Annotated in this window: 16 protein-coding genes and 1 pseudogene; 7 read left to right on the forward strand and 10 right to left on the reverse strand. The window is 69.9% G+C overall.

Annotated elements, in window-relative coordinates; all coding sequences use genetic code 11:
- Window positions 1-37: 37 nt before the first annotated feature.
- Window positions 38-2,314, reverse strand: coding sequence for a beta-xylosidase/alpha-l-arabinosidase (locus ABN273_RS11465; protein ID WP_349448689.1), 2,277 nt, complete (start codon window positions 2,312-2,314; stop codon window positions 38-40).
- A gap of 195 nt (window positions 2,315-2,509) precedes the next feature.
- On the opposite strand from ABN273_RS11465, the gene ABN273_RS11470 reads away from it, so the two are divergent.
- Entirely contained in the window at window positions 2,510-3,520 is a 1,011-nt protein-coding gene (locus ABN273_RS11470; RefSeq protein ID WP_349448690.1) for a LacI family DNA-binding transcriptional regulator, read from the forward strand.
- A 21-nt stretch (window positions 3,521-3,541) separates the two neighbouring features.
- Here ABN273_RS11470 and ABN273_RS11475 read toward each other — a convergent pair whose 3' ends face one another.
- The 7 genes and pseudogenes from ABN273_RS11475 to ABN273_RS11505 form a co-directional block, all read right to left on the reverse strand.
- Window positions 3,542-3,931: a hypothetical protein gene (locus ABN273_RS11475; protein WP_349448691.1), complete on the reverse strand. Its 390-nt coding sequence runs from the start codon at window positions 3,929-3,931 to the stop codon at window positions 3,542-3,544.
- A complete protein-coding gene (add, locus tag ABN273_RS11480; protein ID WP_349448692.1) occupies window positions 3,928-4,875 on the reverse strand; it encodes an adenosine deaminase in 948 nt (315 codons plus the stop codon). Before add ends, ABN273_RS11475 begins: the two co-directional genes overlap by 4 nt.
- Before the next feature lie 114 nt (window positions 4,876-4,989).
- The gene (locus ABN273_RS11485) at window positions 4,990-5,769 is read right to left on the reverse strand and encodes a class I SAM-dependent DNA methyltransferase (RefSeq protein WP_349448693.1); all 780 of its coding nucleotides are present in this window, start codon (window positions 5,767-5,769) and stop codon (window positions 4,990-4,992) included.
- 72 nt (window positions 5,770-5,841) lie between these two features.
- A pseudogene (locus ABN273_RS11490) lies at window positions 5,842-6,792 on the reverse strand (RNA polymerase sigma factor); the annotation flags it as partial.
- 256 nt (window positions 6,793-7,048) lie between these two features.
- Window positions 7,049-7,372, reverse strand: coding sequence for a hypothetical protein (locus ABN273_RS11495; protein ID WP_349448694.1), 324 nt, complete (start codon window positions 7,370-7,372; stop codon window positions 7,049-7,051).
- Complete coding sequence (locus ABN273_RS11500) at window positions 7,339-8,427, reverse strand: winged helix DNA-binding domain-containing protein (RefSeq protein WP_349448695.1); 1,089 nt, start codon at window positions 8,425-8,427, stop codon at window positions 7,339-7,341. Before ABN273_RS11500 ends, ABN273_RS11495 begins: the two co-directional genes overlap by 34 nt.
- A 63-nt stretch (window positions 8,428-8,490) precedes the next feature.
- On the reverse strand, window positions 8,491-9,537 hold the full coding sequence (locus ABN273_RS11505; RefSeq protein ID WP_349448696.1) for a winged helix DNA-binding domain-containing protein: 1,047 nt from the start codon (window positions 9,535-9,537) through the stop codon (window positions 8,491-8,493).
- 9 nt (window positions 9,538-9,546) lie between these two features.
- Between ABN273_RS11505 and ABN273_RS11510 the strand changes: the two genes are divergently transcribed.
- Window positions 9,547-10,725, forward strand: a complete 1,179-nt coding sequence (locus tag ABN273_RS11510) for a cysteine desulfurase-like protein (protein WP_349448697.1) — start codon at window positions 9,547-9,549, stop codon at window positions 10,723-10,725.
- Window positions 10,726-10,820: 95 nt separating this feature from the next.
- Here ABN273_RS11510 and ABN273_RS11515 read toward each other — a convergent pair whose 3' ends face one another.
- Both ABN273_RS11515 and ABN273_RS11520 read right to left on the reverse strand, forming a co-directional pair.
- Window positions 10,821-11,156 carry a hypothetical protein gene (locus ABN273_RS11515; RefSeq protein WP_349448698.1) on the reverse strand — a complete coding sequence of 112 codons (336 nt, stop codon included), beginning with the start codon at window positions 11,154-11,156 and terminating at the stop codon, window positions 10,821-10,823.
- Between the two features lie 91 nt (window positions 11,157-11,247).
- Complete coding sequence (locus ABN273_RS11520) at window positions 11,248-11,973, reverse strand: AfsR/SARP family transcriptional regulator (RefSeq protein ID WP_349448699.1); 726 nt, start codon at window positions 11,971-11,973, stop codon at window positions 11,248-11,250.
- Between the two features lie 197 nt (window positions 11,974-12,170).
- On the opposite strand from ABN273_RS11520, the gene ABN273_RS11525 reads away from it, so the two are divergent.
- The 5 genes from ABN273_RS11525 to ABN273_RS11545 all read left to right on the forward strand — a co-directional run bounded on the left by ABN273_RS11525 (window position 12,171) and on the right by ABN273_RS11545 (window position 15,839).
- Window positions 12,171-13,598: an NsdA family TPR-like regulatory protein gene (locus ABN273_RS11525; protein ID WP_349448700.1), complete on the forward strand. Its 1,428-nt coding sequence runs from the start codon at window positions 12,171-12,173 to the stop codon at window positions 13,596-13,598.
- A gap of 215 nt (window positions 13,599-13,813) precedes the next feature.
- Window positions 13,814-14,401, forward strand: a complete 588-nt coding sequence (locus ABN273_RS11530; protein ID WP_349448701.1) for a MauE/DoxX family redox-associated membrane protein — start codon at window positions 13,814-13,816, stop codon at window positions 14,399-14,401.
- A gap of 11 nt (window positions 14,402-14,412) precedes the next feature.
- A complete protein-coding gene (locus tag ABN273_RS11535; protein WP_349448702.1) occupies window positions 14,413-15,003 on the forward strand; it encodes a TlpA family protein disulfide reductase in 591 nt (196 codons plus the stop codon).
- 19 nt (window positions 15,004-15,022) lie between these two features.
- On the forward strand, window positions 15,023-15,529 hold the full coding sequence (gene lepB / locus ABN273_RS11540) for a signal peptidase I (protein ID WP_349448703.1): 507 nt from the start codon (window positions 15,023-15,025) through the stop codon (window positions 15,527-15,529).
- A gap of 181 nt (window positions 15,530-15,710) precedes the next feature.
- The gene (locus tag ABN273_RS11545; RefSeq protein ID WP_349448704.1) at window positions 15,711-15,839 is read left to right on the forward strand and encodes a hypothetical protein; all 129 of its coding nucleotides are present in this window, start codon (window positions 15,711-15,713) and stop codon (window positions 15,837-15,839) included.
- Window positions 15,840-15,849: the final 10 nt, after the last annotated feature.

Genomic DNA, 15,849 nt, shown 5'->3' on the forward strand with positions numbered 1-15,849 from the left:
AGGGATGGAAGGATCGTGAGGCAGAGTCCACCGGCCATCAGGCGTCCTTCCCCGGCTCGACGGACACGGCGGTCAGGCGCCGCTCGGAGCCGGTGATCTCATACAGGGGGCCGGTCAGCTCCACGGACTGCTCGGCGATCGGTTCCGCGACGGAGCGGCGCACCGACAGGCCGATCTCGCCGGGCTCGACGACGCGCCGCCCGTCCCGGCCGGTGAAGGCGAGCAGCCTCGTCGGCACGTCGAAGCCGACCTTCGCGCTCTCGCCGGGGGCCAGCTCGACCCGGGCGTACCCGACGAGCTGGGCGACGGGCCTGGTGACCGAGGCGACCTTGTCGGAGGCGTACACCTGGACCACCTCCGCGCCGGCCCGCTCGCCGGTGTTGCGCACGACGACCGAGCAGCAGATCGAGCCCGCCGTCTCGGCCGTCCCGGCGACGGTCAGGTCCTCGTAGGCGAAGCTCGTGTAGCTCAGCCCGTGCCCGAAGCTCAGCGCGGGGGCGGGGTCGACGTTGCTCACGGAACTGGCCGCGCCGAGCCTGGGGTGCAGGTAGCTGTAGGGCTGGCCGGCGGTCGTGCGGGGCATGCTCATGGGGAGGCGTCCTGAGGGGTTCACGGCGCCGGTCAGCACGCGGGCGATGGCGCCCGCGCCCTCCTCGCCGGGGAAGTACGCCTGCACGACGGCGGCGGCGTCCCCGAGCAGGCCCGGTACGGCGTAGGCGCGGCCGGTCATGAGCACCACCACGGTCGGCGTGCCCGTGGCGATGACGGCGTCGGCCAGCTCCTGCTGCGCACCTGGCAGGTCGAGGCTCTCCGCGTCGCAGCCCTCGCCGGAGGTGCCCCGCCCGAACAGCCCCGACCGGTCGCCGAGCACGAGGATCGCGAGATCCGACTCCTCCGCCAGTCGCGCGGCCGCGGCGATGCCCGTACGGTCGCCGTCGTCCACGCCCGTGCCCCGCTCGACCCGGATCGTCGCGCCGGGCAGCTCCTCGCGCAGCGCGTCGAGGAGCGTGGGCGCGGCGATGCCGGACTCGACCTCGGGGAAGTGCGGCAGGACGTGGTTGACGAACGAGTAGCAGCCGAACAGGGCGGTGACGCTGTCGGCGTTCGGGCCGAGCACGGCGACGGTCCTGCCCGCGGCGTCGCCGAGCGGGAGCACGCCGTCGTTCGTGAGCAGCACGACCGACTCCTCGGCCAGGCGCCGGGCCAGGTCACGGGACTCGGGGTCGTCGAGGTCCACCGGCCCCGACGGCTCGGGCTCGTAGCCGTCGGCCAGCAGGCCGAGCTGTGCCTTCTGACGCAGCACGCGGCGCAGCGCCCGGTCGACGTGGGCCTCGTCGATCCTGCCTTCGGTGACCGCCTGCTTCAGCGGCTCCAGGTACGCCACCCCGGTGGGCAGCTCGACGTCGATGCCCGCGGTGAGCGCCTGCACGGCCGCGTCCTCGGCGCCGGAGGCCACGGCGTGCAGGGTGTGCAGGAAGGCGACCGCGAAGTAGTCGGCGACGACCGTGCCCTCGAAGCCCCATTCGTCCCGGAGGATCCGGGTCAGGTAGTAGGGGTCGGCGGCGACCGGGATGCCGTCGATCTCCGCGTAGGAGTTCATGACCGAGCCCGCCCGCGCGTCCTTGACCGCGACCTCGAACGGGAACAGCAACGTGTCGGCCACCTCGCGGGCACCGGCGTGCACGGGGGCGAGGTTGCGGCCGGCGCGGGAGTTGGAGTAGCCGACGAAGTGCTTCAGCGTGGCGATCACGCCCGTGGACTGCACGCCGCGCACGTAGGCCGCGCCGATGGTCGCGACCTCGTACGGGTCCTCGGAGACGCACTCCTCGACCCGCCCCCAGCGCTGGTCGCGGATCACGTCGAGCACCGGGGCGAGGCCCTGGTGCACGCCGAGCGCCCGCATGCTCGCCCCGATCCTGGCGCCCATCCGCTCCACCAGGTCGGGGTCGAACGACGCGCCCCACGCCGGCGGCACCGGGTACGTCGTGGCCCGCCAGGCCGCCAGCCCGGTCAGGCACTCCTCATGCGCGAGCGCGGGGATGCCGAGCCGGGTGTGGTCGCGGAGCCAGCGCTGCCGCGCGGCCAGCGCCGTGCTCGCCCACTCCGGATCTACGGGCCGGGTGCCGTAGTGGCGGGTGATGTGGCCCAGGCCGTGGCGGGCGAAGCCCTCGAACTCGACGTCCTCGCCCTGCATCGAGTCCTGCAGCGGCGCGACGACGCCCTCCGCGCGGTTGACGTTCAGCCACACGCCCACGAGCTGAGCGAGTTTCTCGTCGAGCGACATGTCCGCGAGCAGTTCCTCGACCCGTTCCATACACCCTCGATCGGCGATTGTGGCTCGGAAAGTTTCTGACACACTTTCCGAAAGATTACCGTGACATTGCCGAGTCGTTACGCTAGGCTCGGGCCTGCAGAGATGTCAACAGCACTGATCGGGCAGCACCATGCTCCCAGGTCAGCGGGAGACCTGCGGTTTCCCGCAGTTTCCGAAAGTTGTCTGGGAGGCCCTGTGGCTCGAGCAACGCTGGCCGACGTCGCGGCCGCCGCCGGAGTGTCTGTGCCGACGGTCTCCAAAGTGCTGAGCGGGAAGAAGCACGTCTCGGCCGCCACCAGGGACAAGGTGCTCGAGGCGGTCAGGGCCTTCGGATACGAGGCCCCGCGCCCGCCGAGCACTCCCCGGGTCGGCCTCGTCGACCTGCTCATCGACGGGCTCGGCTCGCCGTGGGCCCAGGTGCTCATCAAGGGGGCGGAGCAGGCGGCGTCGCGGTGGGGGTTCTCGCTCGTGGTGACCTCTTCCGCCCGGGCCGACTTCGACCTGCGGCGCTGGATCGGGATCGTACGCAAGCGCAGCACCGACGGGATCGTGCTGGTGCTGTCGCGGGCCAACCAGGAGGAGATCGCGGCCATCGAGGAGCTGCTGCACGTCCCCCTGGTGCTGCTCGACCCGGTGGGCCAGCGCGATCCGCGCATCTCCACCGTCGGCGCCACGAACTGGTCGGGCGGCGTCATGGCCACCACCCACCTGCTGGAGCTGGGGCACACGAGGATCGGCTTCATCGGCGGGCCGCTCGACACGCAGTGCACGCTCGACCGGTACGAGGGTTACCTCGCGGCGCACCGTACGTTCGGGATCGACCCCGATCCCGCGCTGACCCGTTACGGCGACTTCCTCATCTCGGGCGGCAGGGAGTTCGGGGCCGAGCTGCTCAACCGCCCCGACCGGCCGACCGCCATCTTCGCCGGGTCGGACCTGCAGGCCGCGGGGGTCTACCAGGCGGCGACCGAGCGCGGGATCCGGGTGCCGGACGAGCTGTCGGTCGTGGGGTTCGACGACTCGATGTTGTGCGAGATGATGTCGCCGCCGCTCACCACCGTCCGCCAGCCGCTCGACGACATGGCCAACGAAGCGGTCCGGCTCATCTCGGAGGAGCTGACCCATCCGAGGGGCCCGGCGGGGACGCGCATAGAGCTCGCCACCAGCCTCGTCGTCCGGGCCAGCTCCACACGGCCCAGCTCGTGACGTGCGTGTCCGCGTCAACGGTCACGGTGCCCGGGACAGGATGAAGTCCTCATATCCGTCGGGCAGCCGCATGCCGCGCGACAACATCCAGTGCACCCGCCCGGCCCCCGTCAGCGCGAGCGTGGCGCGGTAGCCCAGCTCGACGTCCGCCCGCTGGAACCGGCCGCCCGCCCCGGCCAGGTAGTCCTCCACCGGATCCACGAACGTGCTCAGCGCCAGCGCCGCCAGGTCCGCCCCGACGGGAGCAGCGCCGAGCGTGGCCCAGTCGAGCACTTCGGCTCGCCACAACGTCTCGGGCAGGGACTCCACCGGCTTGAAGACCAGCGGGCCGACCTGCCACGCCCCGCCGAGGTCGACCGGCTCGCCCGCCACCTCGTAGGCCACGACGACGTCGGCCGAGGGCGGGGTCACGGGGCGGCGAGCCAGGCGTCCACCTGCGCCCTGAGCTCCGCCTTGAGCCCTTCGGCAGCGAACGACGCGTCGATCGAGGCCCGGGCCAGCTCCGCCAGCTCGGCGTCCCCGTATCCGAACACCTCCCGCAGCCGGGTGTACTCGCCGGCCAGCTCCGTCTCCCCGTCCGTGTTGATCGTGACCGCCAGCCCCGCCTCCCGCAGCCGGGGCAGCGGGTGCTCGGGCAGTGAGGGGACGAGCCCGAGCAGGACGTTGGAGGTGGGGCAGACCTCCAGCGGGATCCCGCGCTCGCGGACCTCGGCCACCAGCGCGGCGTCGTCCAGCACCCGGATGCCGTGCCCGAGCCGCTCGGCGTGCCCGAGGTCGAGCGCCTCGCGGATGCTGGCGGCGCCGGCCGCCTCGCCCGCGTGGTGCACCAGGTGCAGCCCGGCGTCCCTGGCCGCCTCGAACACCTCCGCGAACGGCGCCAGCGGGTAGGCCTCGTCACCGGCCAGCCCCAGGCCGATCACCCGGTCGTAGCGGCCGGCCAGCTTGAGCGTCTGCCACAGCCGCTCCACCGGCCGCCGCCTGGAGTGGTCGAGCAGCACCCGGCACTCGATCCCGAACCTGGCCTCGCCCTCGGCCAGCCCGTCGAGCACCGCCTCCAGCGGCATCTCCGGCTCCCCCACCCGCTCACCGTGGGAGGCGGCGGTGAAGGTCACCTCCACGTAGCGGGTGCCCTGGGCGGCCTCGTCCTCGCAGAACTCCACCGCGATCCGCCGGAAGTGCTCGGCCGTGCGCAGCAGCGAGCGCACCCGCGCCCGCTCGTCGGCGAACTCCCTGAAGGTCCCGAACATCTCCGCCCGCTCTGACGTGCCGCCCAGCTCGCGCACGGTCTCGGGCCGTACGGTGCTCTCCAGGTGAACGTGCAGGTGGGCCTTGGGCAGCGTCCGTACGTCTCTCACTCCCGACACATTAAAGGGCGGGCCCCGCCGTATGCATTCGGATATTCACCGAAACCTCCGGAGGAAGCCCGGTCCTTCAGGGCCGGGAGGGATCCGGACCCCCTGCGAAGCAGGTCAGCTGAGTTTGGTGACGCGGATCTTCGACTGCTTGTGCGGTCCCTGCTCCCAGTCCGCCATGAACGTCGCCCGCAGCCCGTGCCTGCCGGCCAGGGCCACGAGCGTCTCGGTGCGGTAGTAGAAGTCCTCCCGCAGCACCTGGTGCTCCCTTCCCTCGGTCCGGTCGAAGGTGAAGTCGAACCACGCGTCCGGCTTCATGACCCGCCCCACGTGAGCGAAGCATTCCTCGATGACGTGCAGCGGCGAGTGGGAGAACACGCTGTGCGCGTGCACGACGTCGAAGTGCTCGTCGGGCAGGAACGCGAACCGCAGATCGCGTACGGGCGTGAGATGGGGCAGCTTGTCGTGCAGCCCGTGCTGGACGATCGTGTCCTGGGCGGCCATGAGGATGTCGGGCGAGATGTCGATGCCGTAGTAGTTTCCGGCGTGCAGGTAGTCGATGAACAGCCGCCCGGCACGCAGGTTGCCGCACCCGATCTCCAGCATCCGGCATTCCGGCTTGAGCCCGTGCCCGACCAGGTAGTCGAACTGCATGCGGCCCAGCGCCAGCCACCGTTTGTGGTTGTGCGAGCCGACCGCGCCCTCGGGATCGCGCGCGGTGTCGGACTTCATGACGGCACGGTAGTAGGAGATGTGGTCACGCGTACGCAGCCGGTACCACGTGTCGCGTGCCAGCCGCCGGAGGTGGGGCGCGATCTTGTCCGGGTGCTTGACCGCGTAGCCGACCTGGTGGACGAGGCTCGAACGGGAGCGTTTCACGTCTGGGAATCTAGGCATCGCCTGGGGCCCTCCACCCGCACTTGGCCACAGTCTTGAGTCTCCGTTTGCGCAGCCTTTCAGACTGGCGGGTCAGCTCAGGTAGTCGCGCAGGGCCAGGGAGCGGGACGGGTGGCGGAGCTTGGACATGGTCTTGGCCTCGATCTGCCGGATGCGCTCCCGGGTGACGCCGTAGACGCGGCCGATCTCGTCGAGCGTCCTCGGCTTGCCGTCGGCCAGGCCGTACCGCATGCTGATCACGCCCGCCTCGCGCTCGGACAGCTGGTCGAGCAGGGCGTGCAGCTGCTGCTGGAGCAGGGTGAAGGAGACCGCGTCCGCCGGGGAGACGGCCTCGGTGTCCTCGATGAGGTCGCCGAACTCGCTGTCGCCTTCCTCGCCCAGCGGCATGCTCAGGGAGATCGGCTCGCGGCCGTAGCCCTGGACCTCGATGACCCTGTCGACGTCGAGCTCGGTCTCCTTGGCGATCTCCTCCGGCGTGGGCTCGCGGCCGAGGTCGCTCTGCAGCCGGCGCTCCATCCGCGCCACCTTGTTGATGAGCTCCACCATGTGCACGGGGATGCGGATCGTCCGGGCCTGATCGGCCATGGCCCTGGTGATGGCCTGCTTGATCCACCACGTCGCGTACGTGGAGAACTTGTAGCCGAGCCGGTAGTCGAACTTCTCGATCGTCCGGATCAGCCCCAGGTTGCCCTCCTGGATCAGGTCGAGGAAGAGCATGCCGCGGCCGGTGTAGCGCTTGGCGATGGAGACGACCAGCCGCAGGTTGGCCTCCAGCATGCGGCGCTTGGCCAGCTCACCGTCGTCGGCGATCCACTCCAGATCGGCGCGCAGCTCGGCGGGCAGGCACGGCTCGGTGTCGAGCCGCTCCCTGGCGAACAGGCCGGCCTCGATGCGCTTGGCCAGCTCGATCTCCTGCTCGGCGGTGAGCAGCGGCACGCGCCCGATCTCCTTCAGGTATGCCTTGACCGAGTCGGCACCGACGGCCGTGCCACCGTCGGCGACGTTGTCGTCGAGTTCGAGAACCTCTGCTGCTTCGGACAAAACACTCTCCTCGCTCGCTTTGGACACACGACGTATGAACGTGGGCCGGACCTAAACCATGGAGACTCGGGCCATCGCCACCTTGGGTCTGTTTCGAGGGACGGAAAACACGGGAGACCAGGTGGGCCTCCCCTGACCACGCTACCCAACAGTTCCTAGAACGTGACTTCGACGGGGATGGCGATTCGCCGCAACGACGATTACGCCGCCCGCCGACCCACCACGCTCACCGCGTCCATCAGCGGGGTAACGACTCCACGTAATCGGCTGCCTCGGTCATCAGGCGGCGCCAGACGGCCTCGTCCGCCACCGGCAGCGCCACCCACTCCCGCATCCGCCGCGCCCCCATCACCATCGCCTCGGCCGTGCCCTCCCCCACCAGCTCCCCCGCCCGAGCGGCCGGGAGCTTGAGCACCACGCCACCCTTGGCTTTGGAGAAGAACGCGTAAACCTTGCCGTTGACCTTGAGGCCCTCGGCGTGGAACATGCGCCCCAGGCTCACCTCGGGCCGGGCGAGGTGCTCCATGATCAGGTCGTCGTAGAGCTCCTGGGCGGTAGCCATGTGATGCTCCCTTCCTCGACACCCCCGAACGCCATCAGGCGCGCCCCCTCTACCGCCAGCTCCTCCGTCACGCCGTCGGACAGCGGGTGGAAGGGCTCGATCGTCAGCACGCCGTTCTTAAGGTCCCACATGCCACCGACAGTTCCGTCGACGAGGAAGGTGGGGTAGATGACGGCTCCCACGCAGATCGCCTTGCGCTGCTCGGGGGTCATCAGGCGGCCGCGGTCGTGGAAGGCGACGATGAGGTTGTCGAACCAGGGCAGGAAGCGTACGGGAGCGGGCACGTCCTCGGCGGTGAGCGGAGCATCAGGCAGGTCATAAAGGACACGGCCCTCGGTGTCATGAAATTTCCGTAAAAACGGCATCGACTCCACCACGGATCGCAGCCGCGTCAACCCCGACCACATCTGCACGTCCATGACGCTCGCCGGCCCGAACGCCGCCAGGTACCGCACCACCAGCCGCTCCACGGACGGCGACGCCTCCAGCGGCCGCCCGAGCCACTCCTCGGCCAGCGTGAACGGCGTGGCCCCGCCCGTGCCCCAGATGCCGTTCGGCGGCGTGTGCACGACCGGCACCAGCGCCTGCGCCGACCACGCCAGCGCCGTCGGATCCACCGAGGGCCACCGCTCGCGCAGCAGGTCGCGCAGCTGCGGCCGGGTGAGCGTACGCCCGGCCAGGTGCTTGCGGGCGAGCCCGGTCAGCTCGTCCAGGTCGACGTCCCGCATCACCCGCCCGAACGCCGCCTGCCTGCTACGTGCGAGCACCACCTGCACCAGCGGCCGGATCCACAGGTAATCCTCGGCCGGCGCCAGATGCTGGGTCCCGCGCAGCAACGACCCCCGCACCACCTGCTTCCCGTACAGCAGCGCGGACAGGTCGGACTGGGTGAAGGAGGCCAGCCGCGACCACAGCCCGATGTACGGCGCGTCGATCTCCTGTCCCTGCACGGCGACCAGGCGCTCGATGGCCGCCAGCGGGGACAGCGGCGAGCGGCGGAGCAGGAGCTGGCGGTCGAGGGTGGTACGGGCGAGGACCCGGCGGTTGAGGATCATGCGAGCAGCGTACGAACCAATGCGGCAAGAAAGCTTCCGCATTGCGCGGCTCATCGAGACCGGTCAGGCCCCGTCCACGACCTCGAGGGACGGGGCCGCGTCGGGCTCGGCGAAGGCCAGCAACCGCAGCCCCTCCTCCTCGAGCAGGGCCGGCGAGGTCGAGGTGAACGGGCTGATGAGCAGCTTGGCCCGCTTCCCCGTGCGCTTGATCTGCCACGTCCCGGCCGCGAAGCCGTCCACCAGGTAGACCGCCTTGATCCGGAGGTTCTTGGTGGCGACCAGGCCCTTGTACTCCTCGGCCAGCACGCGGGTCCGGTCGGCGTGGCCCAGGATCAGCGTGTCGAAGTCGGGCAGGAACCGCACGGGCGCGGGCACGTCGCCGCCCGGCCTGGGCGCTCCCGGCAGGTCGTACAGCTCCCTGCCTGTGAAGTCCGTGAGCCTTTCCAGGTCCATGCCGGACATGATCCGCTTGAGGCCGCCCAGCCCGGACCAGGTCTGCACGTCGGCGGGCGTGGCCGGGCCGAACGCGGCGAGGTAGCGCTCGATCAGCGTCTCCACGCCGGCGGGTTCCAGGTCGATGCCGGGCAGGCCGAAGGCGGACTCGCGCGGGAAGCTCCACCGGTCCTCGGTCGGCACCATGATCAGCGGGGTGAGCATGCGTACGGCGTACCCGAGCGCCCGGTCGTACGCGCCGGGGAACTCCTCCAGCAGCCGGGGCCGCAGCTCGTTGAAGGTCATCGGCCCCGCCGCCAGCAGCCGGTCGGCGGCGGCCACGACGGCGTCGAAGTCGATCCCCTCGAAGCGACGGGCCGCGGCCGCCAGCACGGGCGCCACCACCGGCCGGAACGCGGCGAAGTCCGCGGCCGTCACCAGGTGCAGCGTGGCCCGCCACATGGTGGCCCGCACGAGCGTGCGCGCGTGCAGCGCCGCGTGCAGGTCGTCACGCGCGAAGCCCGCCAGCCTGGACCACACGCCGAGGTACGCGGGCCGCGGCTCCTGCGCCTGCAGCCCCACCAGCCGGTGCACGACGTCCGCCACGTCACCCTTGTGCCGGTCGAGAAGGTGCTGGCGGGCCAAAGTGGCCCGGTTGAGGTCTCTGAGGGTGAGCATTTACATATCATGCCTTTCCCCACCGAATCGGTACGTTCGTCCTACCCGGCGCTGGCCGACGGCTTCGCCTACCTCGACGGCGCGGCCGGCACCCAGACCCCTCAATCGGTGCTGGACGCCATCTCCGCCGCCTACCGGACTGGCATCGGCAACGTCGGCGGGGCCTTCCCCGCCAGCCACCGCTCCGACGCCATCGTGGCGGGCTGCCGCGCCGCCGTGGCCGACCTGGTCGGCGGCCACCCGGACGGCGTGATATTCGGCCCGAACATGACCACCCTGACGTACCGGCTGGCCAGGGCCATCGCGGGCCCGGGCGACGAGGTGGTCGTCTCCAGGCTCGACCACGACGCGAACGTGCGCCCGTGGACGCAGACCGGGGCCACCGTCCGCTGGGCCGAGGTGGACCCGGTCACCGGGGAGCTGCCGGTCGAGCAGTACGCGGAGCTGATCGGCGAGCGTACCCGGGTGGTCGCGGTGACGGCGGCCAGCAACATCCTCGGCACCCGACCCGACGTGCCCGCCATCGCGGAGCTGGCGCACCGGGCGGGCGCGCTGATGTACGTGGACGGCGTGCACGCCACCCCGCACGGTCCGGTGGACATGCGCGCGCTCGGCGCCGACTTCTACGCCACGAGCGCCTACAAGTGGTCGGGGCCGCACATCGGCGCGGTCGTGGCCGATCCGGCGCTGCTGGAGACGATCAGGCCAGACAAGCTGGCCTCCTCCCCTGACACGGTGCCGGAGCGGTTCGAGACGGGGACGGCGGCCTTCGCCGACCTGGCCGGGGTGACGGCGGCGGTGTACCACCTGGCCGCCATGGTGCCCGGCACGGGCACCCGTCGCGAGCGCCTGCTGGCCTCGATGGCCGCGGTGGAGGAGCACGAGCTGGGGCTGTTCGCGGTGCTGATCGAAGGGCTGGAGACGATGCCGCACGTCACGGTGTACGGCAAGCCGGCCAGGCGGACCGCCACGGCCTACTTCAACGTGGCCGGGCGCACCCCGCGCCAGGTGGCCGAGCACCTGGCCGGGCTGGGGGTGAATGTCTGGAACGGCCACAACTACGCCTGGGAGCTGACCGGCGCGCTCGGCATCCGCCACTCGGGCGGTGCGGTCCGAGCGGGACTGGTCCACTACAACGACCGCTCCGACGTGGACCGGCTGCTCGACGGGGTGGCCCAATTGGCCTGAGCAAGGTGGGACCCCACCCGGCGGCGGCTGGGTGGGGTCCCGTTCAGGGCCACACCCGGCGGCGGCAGGGTGGGGCCCCGTCTAGGGGCGGGAGGTTACCTGGGCGCGGTGCAGCTGTTGAAGCCCGAGTTGTAACCGTCCGAGAAGCCCATCTGGTAGTCGTTGCTACCTGTGAACTTGAGGTTGTACGGCTTGTTGGCCGAGCAGGCGGCTCGACCCTCGATGTAACCGGTCTCCCTACCCCGGTCGTACTGCCGCTGCCGCTGCCGCTCCCGCGGGGGCTGGCTCACGTGCGTGCTCGTCTGCGCGCCGATCACAGTCGTCTCTGCGAGGGTCTGCGCGGCCGAGGCCGGTGAGGCCGCGACCGGTGTGAGTGCGACAGCGGTGATAAGCGCTGGACCAGCCAGCATCAGGCTCTTCTTGATGCGCATCCTGGTCTCCCTTCCGGTCACCACCCAGACTGGCCGGGCCCGTGTCACCACGCCGTGATGGCGGCGTGACGGTGGCGTCACCGGGGCCCGCTCAGCGGCCGCGCGCCGGCCGCAGACCCGCGACCAGGTCGCACAATCGGGGAGTCGGCTGGAGGCCGAGCTCGGTGTGGAGATTTCGCTGGTAGAGCTGGAAGTGGCGCAGAGCCTCCGCCTGGTTACCCTCCGCGAGATGGGCCTCGATGAGCGCGGCGCACGCGCTTTCCCGCAGGGGCTCGGCGTGCGCGGCCACGTTCGCGGCCGTCACCGCCTCGGCGAACCGCCCCTGCCGGACGAAGATCCCCGACAGCGCCTCCAGTGCGTGCAGCCGCAACTGGTGCCACTCGTCCGCGGCGGCGAGGACCCATTCCTCGTACCAGCCGGGCAGCAGGCCGTCGGACAGCACCTCGACGGACTGCGCGCTGACCTCGGGCTCCCCGAGCTCGGCGGCGGGGTCGAGCAGGCGCTGCGCCAGCGATCGGGCCTCTTCGAAGTCCACGCCGGTCTCCGCGCACAGCCCTATCTCGCTCGCTCCGACCTCGAGCATCCGCCGTCCGGCGTCGTCGAGGCGGGCCAGCGCGGAACGCAGGTTGGCCTGCGCGCGCTTCTCCGGCGCGTCGGGCCAGAGCGTGGTCGCCATCATGCTCCGGGGAACCGTCCTGCGGCTGATGGCGAGGAACGCGAGCAGGCGTTCTGACCCGCTGGAGACCGCGAGCTGCTCGCCTCCGGCCAGCAGCCGGAAGCCGCCCAGAAGCGTCAGACGAAAAGGTCGCTCCACCATCTTCCGGTCCCCTCGTGGTGCGGGATCAGTCGGGGAGCCGTTCTTCACTTACCCTCCGTCCGCCGGAATGAACGGCGGCCCTCCGGTGCCTGCGGCGATCCGCACGACCGCGCGAGTGGGACCTCGGCATTGTTTGCCTGCCCGACAAGGGCTGCCAAACAATCTGGCCGCCACGATCCTGCTGGCACAGGCCGCCGGTGGGAGCGGTCCGCGACGCCGCCTGCGACCACCGCCGCACCCACATCGTCGGATACTTCCTGATCGCCGGAGAGGCGGTTCGGAGTGATCATGTAGTTGACGGCTGGATGGTGATTGTGATCATCTCGACGGCCCATAGGCCGGAGGCAGGGCCCCCTGATCCGTCGGTGGCCGGGTCGGCGGCGGAGTTCGTGGTGAAACTGCGCGAGCTCAAAGCGTGGGCGGGGCTGACCTATCGGGACCTGGAAGCGCGTGCCCGGGCTGCGGGTGATTCCCTGCCGTACACCACGCTGTCGTCGGCTCTGGGCCGCAAGACCTTGCCGCGGGAGCGGCTGGTTACGGCGTTTGTCCGGGCGTGCGGCATCGATCAACAATCGACTTCAGTATGGGTGGCGGCGCTGCGTCGCCTGTCGATGGAGGCCGCTGCGCCGCGCGCCGGGCGGGTGTCGTGGCCTGCCGCGCGGGAAGATGAGCGGTCGGCAGGCGCACACGGACGGCTGGGGCAGGGCGCTGTCAATCGCCTCAGGGCGGTGACCGGCGTGTTTCAGTCGATAGGTGACAGGTACGGCGGGCATGCCGTCGTCGATCAGATGCTGAGCAATCATGAGCGCGCCAGCCGTTTTCTCACCACCGGGAATGGCTCTCTGGATGATCGCCGGCGGCTCCTTGCCGCTCTGGCTTTTGACGCCGCAGGCACCGCGTTCAGCTGCTTTGATGCCGGACGATTGCCGGCCGCGCTGCGATTGTATGAGCGAGCCCTGGAACTGGCCGAGAGCGCGGGCTCGGTCGATGTACAGGTTTGTGCCCTGATGGATCTGGCGTTCGTCCCGGTCCGCTTCGATGCCACGGCCGGCGATCTACGCCACGCGGCGCAGGCGGCCGAGCGCGCCTGCCAGCTCGCCGAGGGTCTCGGATCCGCACGGGTCCGGGCCGCCTGCGCGGCCCGGGAAGCTTACGCGAGCGCCCGGCTTCACGATCGGCGTGGTTTCGAGCGGGCGATGGGCCGCGCCGTGACCGCGCTGGAGCGCGGGTACGACGACAATGACCCGCCCTGGCTCATGTGGTTCACCGAGTCCACCATGCATTGCACCCTCTCCGAGGGATGGGCTGCCCTCGGCGAACACGACAAGGCCCTCGATCATGCCGAGCGGGCTGTGGGTGTTGCGGACGCTCACCATGATGCCCACTACGTGCGCTGCGCCACTTGGCGCTGGCTCGAGCTGGCGCTTGCCCGCGTCGCCGCAGGGGAACCGGATCAGGGTTGCCACGATGCGCTCACCGGACTCCGACTCAGCCGGCCGGTCATCCTGTCTGAACTGAACGTGCGATTGGCCGCTCAGTTCGCCACGGCCATCAGCGGCTTCCGCACGCGCACCACCCGGGATTTCCTCGCTCAGCACCATCACATTGCCGGCCCATGGACATAAGCATGCGACAGAACTGACTGGAACTCCAGGAGCACGCCATCCGCAACGCCTCCGGCGCACGGAACGTGCAACTCCCCACTTTTTCGTACAAGTTCGTACAGCATAAATCCTTGACTCAATGCGATGGACCAGCAAACAATGTTCGTGATCCACTCAGGCCATATTCGCTTCAGTCCGGCGAATTGATTAGCGGCCGTCGCGGACAAGGAGTGGCAGTGGGCTACGTTGTCGTAGGTTGCCAATTGCTGATCGGCCTGGTATTCCTCGTCGCTTCCGTGAGTAAGCTGCGCAGCGGCAGAGCGTTCGCCGAATTCAACGATGTTCTCCTGGAGGTGCGAGCCCTGACGCCTGCCTGGGTACGGCCGGTCGCGTTGTCATTGACGCTGAGCGAACTGGCTGTTGCCGCGCTCCTCATTGTTCCGTTCATCACAGGATTGCCCGAAGGAGCACGATGGCACCTGGCGGCCGGCGGCGGTTTTGCCATTGCCGTGGCACTGTTAATTGCCTTTACCGCATATATTTTCACGGCGTTGCGACGCGAAGTGCGGGCCTCTTGCCGGTGTTTCGCCCTCAGCTCGGCACCGCTCGGTGTGCCCCATATGGTGCGCAACGGCCTGCTCGCCGCGGCAGCCCTCACAGGACTGCTCGCACCGAGGTCCCCGGATGCACTCGATCCGGCAGGGCTTGTGGTCACCGCGACGGTGAGCGTGGTCCTCGCCGTGCTCGTGATGGTTTTCGACGAGATCGTGTCATTGTTCGCGCCGGCCGGCCTCGCCGCCCGGGGCGTGCCGCCGACCAACTGAGGAGGATGGAGATGCCCTACGTCGTCGCCGCAACAGTGGCGGTCGGTCTGTTGTGTTTCATCGATCTGGTGCTCACCGTCGGCGTCATCAGGCGCTTGCGGGAGCATACCCAGCTGCTCGCCCAGGGCGCGGGAGCGCCGATTCCCTTCAAGGACATGACCCTGCCGGTGGGGGCGTCTCCACCGCCCTACTCGGCGTTGACCATTGACGGCCGGCACGTGTCTCTGAGTGCTCAACGCGGACCCACCGTGGTCGGATTCTTCATGCCAGGGTGCGACGCATGCGAGGAAGAGATTCCCGAATATCTCCGCTATGCCGCCGAATTGCCGGACGGCCAGGCCGACGTTTGGGCCTTCGTCATCGCCGACGAGGACGACGAGGCGGCGGAGGTGAAGGCTCAGCAGCTGGCAACGGGTGCGCGAGTCATCCGGGAGACCGACAAAGGCCCGGCGACGGCGGCATTCGCCGTACGCGCCTTCCCCGCCTTCTGCGTGGTGAGCGAGGATCGTGCCGTCACGGCCACGGCGGGAAGGGTCGCCGACCTGCCGAAGCCTTCCGGCGGACCAGCCGATAACCGCCGCCACGCCACCACCGGCCTCTAGCAGCGCACCGGATTCCGTCATGCTGACTCAGGCGATCATTACCGCGGCAGGCACCGGCCTCCTCCTGATTCTCGCCGTGATGACGCTACGAGCCCGGTTCGTGATCGTCACGGTCGATGGTGACAGCATGGCCCCCCTCCTCCGCCCGGGCGACCAGCTCGTCGTCCGCAGGAGGGGCTTGGACCGGATCCGCGCCGGAGACATCGTCGTCCTTGAACCGCCTGACTCACGCGGGGGCGCCGGCCGATCCGAGTCCGTGGGCCTGCGGGGACGGCATTGGGTCATCAAGCGAGCCGCAGCGCTGCCCGGAGAACCGGTGCCGGAGGGGCTGACCTATGCCCCCGACGTGCCCCGGGAAGCCATCGTGCCCGCCGGCCGGCTTTTCGTCCTCGGGGACAACCCGATCAACAGCATCGACTCACGCGCCTACGGAAGCGTACCGGGCCGCGACGTCCTGGGAGTCGTCATACACGTCCGGGCCTTTCGCCGAGAACGATCGAACGCCGCCTCACGTACCCGTCCATAGCGATGCGTGAACGCGCCCGTACGACCCTTGCCGCAATCCAGTGTCACCTACGAAAAGGAAGGAGTGGAATGGTAAGAGTAATCGCCTCCCTAGGCGATCGACTGCTCGGACTTCTCGTCCCGAAGGTCGTCGGCCAGGCCGCCGCATGCAACTCCGCCAATTGCGACAGAGGTGTCGGAGCATGCTGCGGCGGCAAGCGGACGAGAACGTGCTGCTACCAGAGCGGGCACGACGTCTGGTGCTACTGCGGCTGCCGAACCGGCTGCTGGGACTGCGCAATCGGCTGCTGACGAACCAGGCCGATGCGTGAACGCGCCCGT

Origin of the sequence: Nonomuraea sp. B19D2, from assembly GCF_040137845.1 — a bacterium.
In the GTDB taxonomy this organism is placed as follows: domain Bacteria; phylum Actinomycetota; class Actinomycetes; order Streptosporangiales; family Streptosporangiaceae; genus Nonomuraea.